The organism is Metapseudomonas cellulosilytica, from assembly GCF_049334135.1.
Taxonomy (GTDB): domain Bacteria; phylum Pseudomonadota; class Gammaproteobacteria; order Pseudomonadales; family Pseudomonadaceae; genus Metapseudomonas.
In genome coordinates, this window is the sequence record NZ_JBHZGN010000019.1 from 1 (window position 1) to 13,237 (window position 13,237).

Annotated in this window: 14 protein-coding genes; 5 read left to right on the plus strand and 9 right to left on the minus strand. The window is 65.2% G+C overall.

Translation table 11 applies throughout. The features are described 5' to 3' along the window. On the plus strand, positions 1 to 124 hold a 124-nt coding region (locus ACFW0H_RS21410; protein WP_422915967.1), incomplete at its 5' end, for a transposase. A 159-nt stretch (positions 125 to 283) separates the two neighbouring features. Here ACFW0H_RS21410 and hda read toward each other — a convergent pair. Genes hda through ACFW0H_RS21430 form a run of 4 tightly spaced genes read right to left on the minus strand, consistent with a single transcriptional unit; the run spans position 284 to position 3,702 of the window. Beyond that, the gene (gene hda, locus ACFW0H_RS21415; protein ID WP_422915871.1) at positions 284 to 988 is read right to left on the minus strand and encodes a DnaA regulatory inactivator Hda; all 705 of its coding nucleotides are present in this window, start codon (positions 986 to 988) and stop codon (positions 284 to 286) included. Beyond that, positions 985 to 2,079 carry an AI-2E family transporter gene (locus tag ACFW0H_RS21420; protein WP_422915872.1) on the minus strand — a complete coding sequence of 365 codons (1,095 nt, stop codon included), beginning with the start codon at positions 2,077 to 2,079 and terminating at the stop codon, positions 985 to 987. The genes hda and ACFW0H_RS21420 overlap by 4 nt, the downstream gene beginning before the upstream one ends. A gap of 1 nt (position 2,080) precedes the next feature. Continuing rightward, positions 2,081 to 2,629 (minus strand): CDP-alcohol phosphatidyltransferase family protein, encoded by a 549-nt coding sequence (locus ACFW0H_RS21425; protein ID WP_422915873.1) that lies wholly within the window; start codon positions 2,627 to 2,629, stop codon positions 2,081 to 2,083. Between the two features lie 38 nt (positions 2,630 to 2,667). Continuing rightward, positions 2,668 to 3,702 (minus strand): DUF2066 domain-containing protein, encoded by a 1,035-nt coding sequence (locus tag ACFW0H_RS21430; RefSeq protein WP_422915874.1) that lies wholly within the window; start codon positions 3,700 to 3,702, stop codon positions 2,668 to 2,670. 228 nt (positions 3,703 to 3,930) lie between these two features. On the opposite strand from ACFW0H_RS21430, the gene purM reads away from it, so the two are divergent. From purM to ACFW0H_RS21450, 4 genes are all read left to right on the plus strand, one after another. Beyond that, on the plus strand, positions 3,931 to 4,989 hold the full coding sequence (gene purM / locus ACFW0H_RS21435) for a phosphoribosylformylglycinamidine cyclo-ligase (protein ID WP_422915875.1): 1,059 nt from the start codon (positions 3,931 to 3,933) through the stop codon (positions 4,987 to 4,989). Next, on the plus strand, positions 4,989 to 5,639 hold the full coding sequence (gene purN, locus ACFW0H_RS21440) for a phosphoribosylglycinamide formyltransferase (protein ID WP_422915876.1): 651 nt from the start codon (positions 4,989 to 4,991) through the stop codon (positions 5,637 to 5,639). Before purM ends, purN begins: the two co-directional genes overlap by 1 nt. Positions 5,640 to 5,650: 11 nt before the next feature. Beyond that, positions 5,651 to 6,367, plus strand: coding sequence for a DUF3108 domain-containing protein (locus ACFW0H_RS21445; RefSeq protein WP_422915877.1), 717 nt, complete (start codon positions 5,651 to 5,653; stop codon positions 6,365 to 6,367). Between the two features lie 173 nt (positions 6,368 to 6,540). Next, a complete protein-coding gene (locus tag ACFW0H_RS21450) occupies positions 6,541 to 6,816 on the plus strand; it encodes a Rho-binding antiterminator (RefSeq protein ID WP_069086607.1) in 276 nt (91 codons plus the stop codon). Between the two features lie 176 nt (positions 6,817 to 6,992). On the opposite strand, the gene ACFW0H_RS21455 is transcribed toward ACFW0H_RS21450, so the two are convergent. The 5 genes from ACFW0H_RS21455 to cysM form a co-directional block, all read right to left on the minus strand. Further along, complete coding sequence (locus ACFW0H_RS21455; RefSeq protein ID WP_422915878.1) at positions 6,993 to 7,532, minus strand: DUF2058 domain-containing protein; 540 nt, start codon at positions 7,530 to 7,532, stop codon at positions 6,993 to 6,995. A gap of 165 nt (positions 7,533 to 7,697) precedes the next feature. Next, on the minus strand, positions 7,698 to 8,528 hold the full coding sequence (mazG, locus tag ACFW0H_RS21460; RefSeq protein ID WP_422915879.1) for a nucleoside triphosphate pyrophosphohydrolase: 831 nt from the start codon (positions 8,526 to 8,528) through the stop codon (positions 7,698 to 7,700). 96 nt (positions 8,529 to 8,624) lie between these two features. After that, a complete protein-coding gene (gene relA / locus ACFW0H_RS21465) occupies positions 8,625 to 10,871 on the minus strand; it encodes a GTP diphosphokinase (protein WP_422915880.1) in 2,247 nt (748 codons plus the stop codon). Positions 10,872 to 10,954: 83 nt separating this feature from the next. Beyond that, positions 10,955 to 12,307, minus strand: a complete 1,353-nt coding sequence (gene rlmD, locus ACFW0H_RS21470; RefSeq protein WP_422915881.1) for a 23S rRNA (uracil(1939)-C(5))-methyltransferase RlmD — start codon at positions 12,305 to 12,307, stop codon at positions 10,955 to 10,957. Further along, positions 12,294 to 13,205 (minus strand): cysteine synthase CysM, encoded by a 912-nt coding sequence (gene cysM / locus ACFW0H_RS21475; protein ID WP_422915882.1) that lies wholly within the window; start codon positions 13,203 to 13,205, stop codon positions 12,294 to 12,296. The genes rlmD and cysM overlap by 14 nt, the downstream gene beginning before the upstream one ends. Positions 13,206 to 13,237 lie beyond the last annotated feature (32 nt).

The window sequence follows — 13,237 nt, forward strand, 5'->3', positions numbered from 1 at the left end:
CACCAGTGTCCTGGAGGGCGTGAACAACCGCATCAAGGTGATCAAGCGCATGGCCTATGGCTTTCGGGACTCGGTCTACTTCTTCCTGAAAATCAAGGCCGCCTTCCCCGGGAAAGCGCGATGAACCTTTTTTATTCGGGTAGGGTGGATAGCGCTTTTCTATCCACCACCTGCGCGGACCTGGACACCAATGGTGGACCGATGAAGCGTGGTCCACCCTACGGATATACGTGTCGCCTGGTAGGGCAGCCGTAGTCCACCATTGCGGTGCCAGCCATCCCGGCTACCAGCCGAAGATTTCCTTGAGGAAGGGAATGGTCAGCTTGCGCTGGGCCTGGAGCGAAGCCTGGTCGAGGATGTCCAGCAGATCGAACAGCAGGTTCATGCTGCGCGGGCCGCGGGTGAGGATGAACCGCGCCACCTCGTCGGTCAGATGCAGGCCGCGGCGCGAGGCGCGCAGCTGCAACGCGCGCAATTTTTCCTCGTCGGACAGGGCGTGCAACTGGAACACCAGCGCCAGGGTCAGGCGCGATTTCAGGTCCGGCAGCTTCACACCGAGTTCGCGGGGTGATTTGCTGGCCGACAGCAGCAGCTTGCGTCCGGCATCGCGCAGGCGGTTGAAGAGGTGGAACAAGCCCTCCTCCCACTCCGGGCGCCCAGCCAGGGCATGCAGGTCATCGAGGCACACCAGCTCGCACTGCTCCAGGTTGTCGAAGACCTCCGGCCCGTAGTGGACCAGCTCGTCCATCGGCAGGTAGATGGCCTGTTCGTCGCGCTGCTCGAAGCGCAGGCACGCGGCCTGCAACAGGTGGCTGCGTCCGGCTCCCTCGCCGCCCCAGAGGTAGATCAGGCTTTCGGTCCAGCCGGCATCGGGCTCGCACAGCCGCTCGACATAGCCGAGGGCCGCGGCGTTGGCGCCGGGATAGAAGTTGGCGAAGGTGGCGTCGTCACGCAGACGCACACTCAAGGGAAGCTGGATCGGTGTCATGCCGTACTGGAAGGGTCGTCGGGACCGCTACTCGACTGTCCGTAAAGATCGGAAAGTTTATAGAAATCATGCGCATGGCGCAGCAAAACCATGATGATCGCCGCCACGGGCAGGGCCAGCAGCACGCCAGTGAAGCCGAACAGCTGCCCGCCGGCAAGTATCGCAAAAATTACCGCTACCGGATGCAGGCCGATGCGATCGCCCACCAGCAGCGGGGTCAGCAGCATACCCTCGAGCAACTGGCCGACGGTGAAGACGGCTATGACGCCGATCAGCGGATAGAGTTCGAAGCCGCCGAACTGGAAGAGCGCGGCCACCAGTGCGGCACCGAATCCGACCACGAAACCCATGTAGGGCACGATGCTGGCCAGCCCCGCCAGGAGCCCGATCAGCAGGCCCAGGTCCAGCCCCACCAGCATCAGGCCGACGGCATAGATCAGGCCAAGGGCCAGCATCACCAGCATTTGGCCACGCAGGAAGGCCCCCAGCACCTCATGGCATTCGCCCACCAGGCCGACGACATAGCCCTCGCGGCTGCGCGGAAGCAAGCCACGCAATTTCGCCACCATCAGATCCCAGTCCCGGAGCAGGTAGAACCCCACCACCGGGATCAGCAGGAAATTCCCCAGCCAGCCCATCAGCGCCAGGCCCGAAGCCGTGACCTGGGCCAGCAGGGCGCTGGCGATGTCGGTGGTCTGGCCGAGATGGCCGCCGAGCACCGCCTTGAGCCTGTCCAGGCGCCAGAAGTCATGGGGCAGCCCCAGCCGCGACTGGATCCAGGGCAATGCGCTCTGCTGCAACCAGTCGAGCATCTGCGGCGCCACCTCATAGAGACGCAGCAGCTGGCGGCCGAGCATGGGCAATAGCACCAGCAACAGCGCCAGCAGGATTATCCCGAACAGGCCGAACACCAGCGCCACGCCCCAGGTGCGCGACAACCCGAGGCGCTCCAGGCGGTCCACCAGCGGGTCGCCCAGGTAGGCCAGCAGCATGCCCACCAGGAAGGGCGAGAGCACCGGGTGCAGCTGATAGACCAGCCAGCCCAGCAACAGCAAGCCACCCAGCCACAGCCAGCGGCGCGAATCGGTCATGTCAGGCCCTCATCCTTGCGTAGCGGAATTTCCGTCCCCATTCCCAGATGTACTGGACACCACTGCACAGCGTCACCACCAGCACCACCCAGCTCAGCGGCCAGCGCACCGGGGCCAGTGCCGGCGCCAGGCTCATTTCCAGCAGCAGGCACAGCACCAGGACCATCTGCAGCAGGGTACTCAGCTTGCCCAGCCGACTCGGCGTGAATTGCGCCGGACCGGCCAGCATGCGGAACAGCCCGGCACCCAGCAGTAGCAGCAGGTCCCGCAGAAAGATCACCAATGCCAGCCAGACCGGCAGCAGCTGGGTAATGCTCAGGCAGATGAAGCTGGTCACCAGCAGGAGCTTGTCCGCCAGCGGGTCGAAGAGCGAGCCGAAACGGCTCGTCCAGCCATAGCGCCGGGCGAGGAAGCCATCCAGGGCGTCGGAGCCGCCCGCCACGGCGAACAGTACCAGGGCCTGGACGTACCGGTCGGACAAGAGCAGCCCGGCAATGGGAAGAACCAGTGCCAGGCGCAGCAGGGTGAGCAAATTGGGCAACTGGTGCATGGCATCCCCGTCACGGGTAGGCCAGCAGTTTACGCCCGCTACCAGTGGAAGCGCAGCAGGTTGTTGCGCGGTACCACCTGGGGCGCCGGTGCTGCCTGCGGATCAGCGCCCGGAGCCGGGGCCGGGGCCTCCGGCGGCGACTCCTGCAACCCGACCAGGGCCAACTGGGCGCGCAATTGCTCGGGGCTGGCATTCACGCTGTACTCCAGGCGATCACCCTCGACCTTGACCAGGCGCGCGCCGAAAGGCTCCAGCAGGCGAGACAACTCGGCATAGCGGGCCAGATCGGCGCCCTGCACTTCCAGCGCCAGGGCCTGCCCGGTGCCGGGGGCCACGGCGAAGCGCGACGCCAGGCGCTGGCTCACCGAGGCCATCACCGCATCGGCCAGGGCAGCGCTGTCGGCCGCCTCAAGGGTCCCCTGCTCGCGGTTGTCGCCCATCCAGAGGCGCCACTGCGCCTGCCACTTGCCATCGGACTCGCTGGCGTCCACCGCCAGCAGGACATCCGCGCCATAGCGCTCGGAGGCCTGGGTCAGGGCGCCAGGTGTGGCGGAAGTCAGCTGTTCGGGGGTCGCCAGCAGTTGCTCGTTGAGGTCAGCCAGCGGCAAACGCAGGGGCAGGCCACGGTTCTGCGCGGCCTGGCCCAGCAGTGCGCCCGCTTCCTGGCCGTCGCCCACCAGGCTGGCCCCCTCGGCGGAGCGATTCAGCCACCAGGCGAGGATGACCGGGCGATTGGCGCTCCACAGGGGTACGCCGGCCTGGCGCAGGGCGCGTTCAGTGGTGATCGGGTCGAAGTCCACCACCAGTTCCTGGCCTTCGTAGCCGTACTGGCTGATGAGCTGCTGCGGGTCCTTGCGCAAGGCTTCCAGGGCCGGCGTCTGCGCGGCCTTGGGGTCGCCTGTGAGGCGCTGCACCAGGGTATCCAGGGCGCGTACCAATGCCTGGTTGCGCTCTTCCGGCTGCTGCGAAACAACGGGTTCGCGCACCTGGTAAAGGTCGGGGACCGATTCGGCATGGGCCGGCAGGCCGAGCAGCGACAGGCAGAGCAGGAACATGGAAGCGATCAGGCGCATGGTGGAGTCTCTGTGGGGCGAACAGGTGCAGCATAGGCCGCAATCGAAGGGCTATACCTTAAACAGCCGTCTGCCGCGGGGCAACGCGGGTGTTTTCACAGCCTTTTCGCCAAGGCCGACCGCTGCCGATGGCCGCTACCGGGCAAGCCTGATAAAATCGCGCGCCTTCGCAAACCGGCAGCCAGACTTGCCGGTCGATCCTCGAATTTCCCCTATAGGCCTGGATTTATGAGCAAGCAACCCTCCCTGAGCTACAAGGACGCCGGTGTAGACATCGACGCTGGTGAAGCCCTGGTCGAACGCATCAAAGGCGTGGCCAAGCGCACCGCGCGCCCGGAAGTGATGGGCGGCCTGGGCGGTTTCGGCGCCCTCTGCGAGATCCCGGCCGGCTACAAGCAGCCGGTATTGGTATCCGGCACCGACGGCGTTGGCACCAAGCTGCGCCTGGCACTGAACCTGAACAAGCACGACAGCATCGGCCAGGACCTGGTGGCCATGTGTGTCAACGACCTGGTGGTCTGCGGCGCTGAACCGCTGTTCTTCCTCGACTACTACGCCACCGGCAAGCTCAACGTCGACGTGGCCGCCACCGTGGTCACCGGCATCGGCGCCGGTTGCGAACTGGCCGGCTGCTCCCTGGTGGGTGGCGAAACCGCCGAAATGCCCGGTATGTACGAAGGCGAAGACTACGACCTGGCCGGCTTCTGCGTCGGCGTGGTGGAAAAGGCCGAGATCATCGACGGCTCCAAGGTGCGCACCGGCGACACCCTGATCGCCCTGCCCTCCTCCGGCCCGCACTCCAACGGCTACTCCCTGATCCGCAAGATCATCGAAGTCAGCGGCGTCGACATCGAGCAGGTACAGCTCGACGGCAAGCCCCTGGCCGACCTGCTGATGGCCCCGACCCGCATCTACGTCAAGCCGCTGCTCAAGCTGATCAAGGAAACCGGCGCGGTGAAGGCCATGGCCCACATCACTGGCGGCGGCCTGCTGGACAACATCCCGCGCGTCCTGCCGGACAACGCCCAGGCCGTGATCGACGTCGCCAGCTGGCAGCGTCCGGCCGTATTCGACTGGCTGCAGGAACAAGGCAACGTCGACGAGACCGAGATGCACCGCGTGCTGAACTGCGGCGTGGGCATGGTCATCTGCGTCGCTCCTGAACAGGCCGAAGCGGCACTCAAGGTCCTGCGCGAAGCCGGCGAGCAGCCCTGGGTCATCGGTCAGATCGCCGCGGCCGCCGAAGGCGCCCAGCGCGTCGTGCTGAACAACCTGAAAAGCCACTGATGGCCGCACGCTGTGATGTGGTGGTGCTGATCTCCGGCTCCGGCAGCAACCTGCAGGCGCTGATCGACAGCATCACCAGCGACGACCATCCAGCCCGTATCCGCGCGGTGATTTCCAACCGCGCCGATGCCTATGGCCTGGAACGCGCGAAGCGCGCCGGCATCGATACCCGGGTACTGGACCACAAGGCCTACACCGACCGCGAGGCCTTCGACGCCGCCCTGATCGAAACCATCGATGCCTACACCCCGCAGCTGGTGGTGCTGGCTGGCTTCATGCGCATCCTCACTCCCGGCTTCGTGCGCCACTATCAAGGGCGCCTGCTGAACATTCATCCCTCGCTGTTGCCCAAGTACAAGGGCCTGCACACCCACCAGCGTGCACTGGAAGCCGGCGACACCGAACACGGCTGCAGCGTGCACTTCGTCACCGAAGAACTCGATGGCGGCCCTCTGGTAGTACAGGCCCTGATCCCGGTAGAGTCGGATGACACGCCGGAAAGCCTGGCCCAGCGGGTTCACGTACAGGAACACCGCATCTACCCGCTGGCCATGCGCTGGTTTGCCGAAGGCAGACTGTGCCTGGGTCCGAACGGCGCCGAACTGGATGGACAAGCGTTGCCTCCCTCGGGGCAACAACTGCGTAACTAGGAGATTCGCCAATGCGTCGCGCCTTGCTGTTGCTCCTCGCCTGCTTCACCCTGCCCGCCATGGCGGCCGAACTGAAACCCTTCGAAGCCAGCTACACCGCCGACTGGAAGCAATTGCCCATCAGCGGCACCGCCGGCCGCAGCCTGAAGCAGCTCGACAACGGCCGCTGGGAACTCGACTTCGAGGCTTCCATGCTGGTTGCCAGCCTGAGCGAAGTGAGCACTTTCCGCGTCGAAAACAACGCCTTCCTGCCGCTGACCTACCGCTTCAACCGCAGTGGCATGGGCAAGAGCAAGCAGGTGGAGTTCGACTTCGACTGGGCCCAGAAGCAGATCATCGGCAACGATCGCGGCAACCAGGTGCGCCTGCCCTTGAACCGCGGCCTGCAGGACAAATCCACCTACCAGCTGGTGCTCCAGCATGACGTCGCCGACGGCAAGAAGAGCATGAGCTACCAGGTGATCGACGGTGACGAGATCGAAACCTACGACTTCCGTGTGCTGGGCGAAGAACGCGTGCCCACCGAGGCCGGCCTGGTGGACGCGATCAAGGTGGAGCGCGTGCGCGATCCCACCCAGAGCAGCCGCAAGACCGTGCTCTGGTTCGCCAAGGACTGGGACTACCTGCTGGTCCGCCTGCACCAGGTGGAGAAGGACGGCAAGGAATACCAGATCATGCTCAAGGACGGCACGGTGGACGGCAAGCCGGTGAAGGGCCTGCCGAAGTAACACCTCCCCTTGCACAAGGAACCGGGCCTCGCGCCCGGTTTTTTGTGCCCGCGAGAAAGCACGGAACCCTGGTCTGGCCCCATGTTCGCGAAACAGGCTGATACTGGAAGGGGAAACCAGCGACGCCAACAGCGCCTATGCTGTTCAACCGGCCCGCCGCAGAGGACAACGCCATGACCGAGGAATACCTGCCGCTCTCTTGCGACCTCTACGACTACATCGAGATCGCCTGCCTGCACCGCTACCAGTTGCATATAGAACTGGCCGGCGGCGCCCGCCTGGACGCCCGCGCCATGACCACCCTGACCACGCCGGACAAGGAGGAATTTCTCATCGTGCAGAACGAGGGTGGCCAGGAACGCCTCAGGCTGGACCAGATCACGGCGATCACGCCGCTGACGGAAGGGGCGAGCTTCGGGCGGGTGTTGCTGGGGAATCAGATCTGCTGAAGGTGAGGGCCGGGCTTCGGACATCCTTGTAGGATGGGTGGCGCTTGCGATACCCATCAGCTCTGTCCGCATGGGTATCGCTCCGCTCGCGGAACGCCGCCCGACCCATCCTACGAGCAGGGCCTGTCCCCGGTATTCCGCGAAAAAAAACCGGGCCAAGGCCCGGTTTCTTCACATCACCACATCAGGTCATCCGGCACCTTGTAGGCTGCATACGGATCATCCGCATCCGGCTCTTCCACCTGGGTGTTGAGCAGGACCACGCGGCGCGGGTCGCGCTCCTGGATGCGCAGGGCGGCATCGCGCGGGATCACCTCGTAGCCGCCGCCGTGGCGGACGATGGCCAGTGAGCCGCGACTCAACTTGTCGCGCATCAGGGCGTTGACGGCGATACGCTTGACCTTTTTCTCGTCGACGAAGTTGTAGTAGTCGTCGCTGGTCAGCTTCGGCAGGCGGGTGCCTTCGATCAGTTGCTTGATCTGCGCCGCCTTGGACTTCTGGTCGGCCTTCTCCTGCTGCTGGCGGTTCAGCTCCTGGTCGCGGGCGGCCTTCTCGGCCTGGGCCTGGAGGGCGGCCTGGCGCAGGGAATCGTCCTTCTCGACCTGGTTCTTCTTTTCCAGGCGGGTCTGCTTCTGCTGTTGCTTGGTGGCCTGCTTGACCTGTTTTTCGTTTACCAGCCCGGCTTTCAGCAGCTGGTCGCGGAGGGAAAGGCTCATAAAGGAATTCAGTCTCTCGAGTTGTCAGGCTGTTGAAAAACTACCTGCGTTGCCCGGCCGTTGTTGAAAACGGCCTCAAAATGCTCATTTACCGCGCGTAAACTGCGCTTTTTCGGCCGTTTTCGCCTAGGCCAGGCTGCCTCGCCAACGTTTTTCAACAACCTGCTAGCAACCAAGGCTGAGTTTTTCCTGTTTCTTGGCTTCGCCCCAGAGGGCATCCAGTTCTTCCAGGGTGCAATCTTCAATGGGACGACCCGCTTCACGCAATGCCTGCTCGATGAAACGGAAGCGCCGCTCGAACTTGCCATTGGCGCTGCGCAGTGCGGTTTCCGGGTCCACCTTGAGGTGGCGGGCCAGGTTGACCACCACGAACAGCAGGTCGCCGACCTCGTCGGCGATGGCCTGCGGGTCGTTTTCGCTCATCGCCTCCAGCACCTCGTCCAGCTCTTCCCGCAGCTTGTCGATCACCGGCAGCGCCTCGGGCCAGTCGAAGCCCACCTGGGCGGCGCGCTTCTGCAGTTTGCTGGCACGGGACAAGGCCGGCAGGGCGGTGGGGACGTCGTCCAGCAGGGACAGTTGCTCGGGAGCGGCGGCCTTCTCGGCGCGCTCCTCGGCCTTGATCGCTTCCCAGCGTTGCTTGATCGCCGCCTCTTCCAGACGCGCCATGTCCGGCGCTCCGTAGAGGTCGCCATCCGGAAAGACATGGGGATGGCGGCGCACCAGCTTGCGAGTGATGGCATCCACCACGCCGGCGAATTCGAAGCGGCCTTCCTCCTTCGCCAGCTGGCTGTAATAGACCACCTGGAACAACAGGTCGCCGAGTTCGCCGGGCAGATGGTCGAAGTCGCCACGCTCGATGGCATCGGCCACCTCGTAGGCTTCCTCGATGGTATGCGGGACGATGCTCGCGTAGTCCTGCTTGAGGTCCCAGGGGCAGCCGTACTGCGGGTCACGCAGCCGAGCCATCAGGTGCAGCAGGTCGTTGAGTTGGTACATGACGGGGTCCTGTGGCGAGTCCGGGTAGGTTGGCGCCGAGCCTGCGAGGCCCAACGGCGATGTTGGGCTTCACTGCGCTCGGCACCCACCTACGGATCAGGCAGCTCTGTTACGCCGCGCCTCGATGATGTTCGGCAATTGGGCAATCCGCGCCAGCAGCCGTCCCAGCGCATCCAGCCCCGGGATCTCGATGGTCAGCATCATGGCGGCGGTGTTGTCTTCCTTGTTGGAACGGGTGTTCACCGCCAACACATTGATCCGCTCGTTGAGCAGCACCTGGGACACGTCGCGCAGCAGACCGGAGCGGTCGTAGGCACGGATGACGATATCGACCGGGTAGGTCTGCACCGGAGCCGGGCCCCAGCTGACCTGGATCATCCGTTCGGGCTCGCGGCCGGCCAACTGCAGGGCCGACGGGCAATCCTGACGGTGGATGCTGACGCCTCGGCCGAGGGTGATGTAGCCGACGATCGGGTCGCCCGGCAGCGGCTGGCAGCAGCCGGCCATCTGCGTCAGCAGGTTGCCCACGCCCTGGATCTGCACGTCGCCGCGCCTGCCTGGCTTGTGATGGGTGACCCGCCGCGGGATCAGCTCCAGCTGCTCGTTGTGGCCGCGCTCGGGCTCCACCAGGGCCTGGGCGCCGTTGACCACATGGGCCAGGCGCAGGTCGCCGGCGCCCAGGGCCGCATGCATGTCTTCGGCCGAGCGCAGGTTGCACTTCTCCGCCAGTTTCTCGAAGTCCACCGGCGGCAGCGCAAGGCGCGAAAGCTCGCGCTCGAGCATGGCCTTGCCGGCAGCGACGTTCTGATCGCGGGCCTGCAGCTTGAACCAGTGGACGATCTTCGCCCGGGCGCGCGAGGTGGTGATGTAACCCAGGTTCGGGTTCAGCCAGTCGCGACTCGGCGCACCGTGCTTGCCGGTGATGATTTCCACCATTTCGCCGGTCTGCAGGCTGTAGTTCAGCGGCACGATGCGCCCGTTGATCTTGGCGCCGCGGCAGTTGTGGCCGATCTCTGTGTGCACCCGGTAGGCGAAATCCAGGGGCGTGGCGCCCTTGGGCAGGTCGATGGCATGGCCGTCGGGGGTGAAGACGTAGACCCGGTCGGGCTCGATATCCACCCGCAGCTGCTCGGCGAGGCCGCCGATGTCGCCCAACTCCTCGTGCCATTCGAGCACCTGGCGCAGCCAGGCGATCTTCTCTTCGTAGTGGTCGGAGCTCGACTTGACGTCGGTACCCTTGTAGCGCCAGTGGGCGCAGACCCCGAGTTCGGCTTCCTCGTGCATGGCGTGGGTGCGGATCTGCACCTCCAGCACCTTGCCGTCCGGGCCGATCACCGCCGTATGCAGCGAGCGATAGCCGTTTTCCTTGGGGTTGGCGATGTAGTCGTCGAATTCCTTGGGGATGTGCCGCCAGAGCGTGTGGACGATGCCGAGCGCGGTGTAGCAGTCGCGCACCTCGGGCACCAGCACGCGCACGGCGCGCACGTCGTAGATCTGGCTGAATTGCAGGCCCTTGCGCTGCATCTTCCGCCAGATGGAGTAGATGTGCTTGGCGCGGCCGCTGATGTCGGCCTTGATGCCGGTGGCGGCCAGTTCCTCGCGCAGCTGCTTCATCACGTCGGCGATGTACTGCTCGCGGTCCAGGCGACGCTCGTGGAGCAGCTTGGCGATCTGCTTGTACTGGTCCGGCTCCAGGTAGCGGAAGGAGAGGTCCTCCAACTCCCACTTTATATGGCCGATGCCGAGGCGGTGGGCGAGCGGCGCGTAGATGTCGAACACCTCGCGGGCGACGCGATGGCGCTTCTCCTCGTCGGCGTTCTTCACTTCACGGATGGCGCAGGTACGCTCGGCCAGCTTGATCAGCGCCACGCGCACATCATCCACCATGGCCACCAGCATCTTGCGCAGGTTCTCCACCTGCGCCTGGGTGCCCAGCACCATGGACTGCCGGGGGTTGAGGCTGGCGCTGATGGCCGCCATGCGCAGCACGCCCTCGATCAGCTTGGCCACCACCGGGCCGAAGCGCTGCTGAACGGCCTGCAGCTGGATCTTGCCTTCGCGTACGCCGCGGTAGATCACCGCGGCCACCAGGGATTCCTGGTCCAGCTTCAGGTCAGCGAGGATCTCGGCGATCTCCAGACCCGTCTGGAAACTCGAGGAGCCCTCGGACCAGCGATTCTGCGTCGCTATGGCCTGCTGTTCGGCGTCGCGGGCGAACTCGCACGCCTCCTTGAGTACCGCGCGGTCGAGCACCGGGTCGAGGCTGATGACATGGTCCAGCCACGCCTCGAGATTGATGCTGCCGTCCGTATTGACCGGCTGTTGCGCTCTCACCTGTACCATCTTGCCTACCTTCCCTACGACGTGAACCCCTCACGTCGAACTGTCGCCAGCCTCTGTCGTGCCGGTCGGATTACGCGGGCTTCCTAACCCGCCTCGAATAACGCCATGGCCTCGACATGGGCCGTCTGAGGAAACATGTCGAGGATCCCGGCCTTCTTCAGCTGGTACCCCTGCTTGACCAGCTCAGCGCTGTCACGCGCCAGGGTCGCTGGGTTGCAGGATACATAGACCACTCTTCGCGCACCGGTTGCACTTATCTGCCGAACGGCTTCGAAAGCACCATCGCGCGGCGGATCGAGCAGTACGGCATCAAAGCCCTGCCGCGCCCAGGCCACATCGGCCAAGGGGTTCGACAGGTCGGCCTGGAAGAAATGCAGATTTTCCAGACCATTGGCGACGGCATTGCCGCGCGCCCGTTCCACCATCGCCTCGACGCCCTCTACCGCCACCACTTCGCGCACCTGGCGCGCCAGCGGCAAGGCGAAATTGCCGAGCCCACAAAACAGGTCCAGCACCCGGTCACCCGGCTGCGGGTTCATCCAGTCTAGCGCCTGCGCCACCATTGCCTCATTGACCGCGGCGTTGACCTGCACGAAGTCGCCGGGGCGATATTCCAGTTCCAGGTCCCAACGCTCCAGGCGGTACCCCAGGCGCGCATCGGGCTGGTCCGGGCGGGGCTCACCCTCGCCGTGCAGCCAGAGCTGCGCCTGGTGCGCCGCGCAGAATTCGCGAAGGCGTCCGAGATCGGCCGCGCCCAGCGGCTGGGTGTGTCGCAGCAGGAGCGCCGACGCGGTGCCATGGAAGAATTCGACATGCCCCACCGCCTGGGGTTTCTCCAGGCCGCGCAGCAGTTCGGGCAACGCACGCATCAATGGCTGCAAGGGCTGTACCAGTACCTGGCAATCCTTGATGCCGACAATCGCTTGGCTGGAAGCCGCGCGGAATCCCACTTCGAGCTGGCGCGCCTTGGCGTCCCAGCGCACGGCGATGCGCGCGCGGCGCCGATAACCGAATTCGGCCCCCACAAGTGGGGAAACCCACATCTGGGGCTTCAGGTCGGCGAAGCGCGCCAGCTGTTCGGCCAGGGTGCGTTGTTTCAGGGCGAGCTGTTCGCTGTGGGGCAGGTGTTGCAAGGTGCAGCCACCACAGTGACCGGCATGGGCACAAGGCGGCACCAGCCGCTGCGGGCTGGCGCTCAGTACCCGTTCGGTACGGGCTTCCACCACCTGGCTGCGGGCGGCGAGCACGCGCGCCTCGACCTCCTCGCCGGGCAGGGCACCGGCAATGAACCAGGTGCGCCCTTCGACGAAGGCGATGCCGCGACCATCGTGGGCCAGGCGCTCGATGGTCAGGCGCTGCTTCTTGCCCACCGGGACTTGCTGGGTGCGTGCGCCGCCGCTGGGCTGGAAGCGCAGGCCGGTGTTACGCCGGGACATTCGGGTCTTCGTAGATGCCAGTGGAAAGATAACGGTCGCCACGGTCGCAGATGATCGCCACCAGGGTGGCGTTCTCCACCTCGCGGGACAGACGCAGCATGGCCGCCACGGCACCGCCAGAGGAGACGCCGCAGAAGATGCCCTCTTCGCGGGCCAGGCGGCGCATGGTGTGCTCGGCCTCGCTCTGGGCCATGTCGATCACCCGGTCGACGCGGTCGGCCTGGTAGATCTTCGGCAGGTATTCCTGGGGCCAGCGGCGGATGCCGGGGATAGCCGAACCTTCCTGGGGCTGCAGCCCGACGATCTGGATGTTCGGGTTCTGCTCCTTGAGGTAGCGCGACACGCCCATGATGGTGCCGGTGGTGCCCATGGAGCTGATGAAGTGGGTAATGGTGCCCTGGGTCTGCTGCCAGATTTCCGGGCCGGTGCCAACATAATGGGCTTCCGGGTTGTCGCCGTTGGCGAACTGGTCCAGCACCTTGCCACGACCACCGCGCTGCAGGCTTTCGGCCAGGTCGCGAGCGCCTTCCATGCCCTCCTCGCGGCTTACCAGGATCAGCTCGGCGCCATAGGCGGTCATGGCGGCCTTGCGTTCGGCGCTCATGTTGTCGGGCATGATCAGCATCATCTTGTAGCCCTTGATGGCCGCAGCCATGGCCAGGGCGATGCCGGTGTTGCCCGAGGTGGCCTCGATCAGGGTGTCGCCAGGCTGGATGTCACCACGCAGTTCGGCGCGGGTGATCATCGACAGGGCCGGGCGATCCTTGACCGAACCGGCGGGGTTGTTGCCTTCGAGCTTGACCAGGAGGGTGTTGCTGGTTTCGCCGGCCAGGCGCTGTAAACGCACCAGCGGGGTGTGGCCAATGCAATCGGCGATTGTGGGGTACTGCAGGGTCATGGCGGGCTTCGCAATCCAGACGCAGGGGGTGC

Bases quoted from the DNA above. Each gene is read 5' to 3' on its own strand.
- hda (WP_422915871.1), bottom strand. From the start codon at position 988: ATGACACCGATCCAGCTTCCCTTGAGTGTGCGTCTGCGTGACGACGCC.
- ACFW0H_RS21420 (WP_422915872.1), bottom strand. From the start codon at position 2,079: ATGACCGATTCGCGCCGCTGGCTGTGGCTGGGTGGCTTGCTGTTGCTG.
- ACFW0H_RS21425 (WP_422915873.1), bottom strand. From the start codon at position 2,629: ATGCACCAGTTGCCCAATTTGCTCACCCTGCTGCGCCTGGCACTGGTT.
- ACFW0H_RS21430 (WP_422915874.1), bottom strand. From the start codon at position 3,702: ATGCGCCTGATCGCTTCCATGTTCCTGCTCTGCCTGTCGCTGCTCGGC.
- purM (WP_422915875.1), top strand. From the start codon at position 3,931: ATGAGCAAGCAACCCTCCCTGAGCTACAAGGACGCCGGTGTAGACATC.
- purN (WP_422915876.1), top strand. From the start codon at position 4,989: ATGGCCGCACGCTGTGATGTGGTGGTGCTGATCTCCGGCTCCGGCAGC.
- ACFW0H_RS21445 (WP_422915877.1), top strand. From the start codon at position 5,651: ATGCGTCGCGCCTTGCTGTTGCTCCTCGCCTGCTTCACCCTGCCCGCC.
- ACFW0H_RS21450 (WP_069086607.1), top strand. From the start codon at position 6,541: ATGACCGAGGAATACCTGCCGCTCTCTTGCGACCTCTACGACTACATC.
- ACFW0H_RS21455 (WP_422915878.1), bottom strand. From the start codon at position 7,532: ATGAGCCTTTCCCTCCGCGACCAGCTGCTGAAAGCCGGGCTGGTAAAC.
- mazG (WP_422915879.1), bottom strand. From the start codon at position 8,528: ATGTACCAACTCAACGACCTGCTGCACCTGATGGCTCGGCTGCGTGAC.
- relA (WP_422915880.1), bottom strand. From the start codon at position 10,871: ATGGTACAGGTGAGAGCGCAACAGCCGGTCAATACGGACGGCAGCATC.
- rlmD (WP_422915881.1), bottom strand. From the start codon at position 12,307: ATGTCCCGGCGTAACACCGGCCTGCGCTTCCAGCCCAGCGGCGGCGCA.
- cysM (WP_422915882.1), bottom strand. From the start codon at position 13,205: ATGACCCTGCAGTACCCCACAATCGCCGATTGCATTGGCCACACCCCG.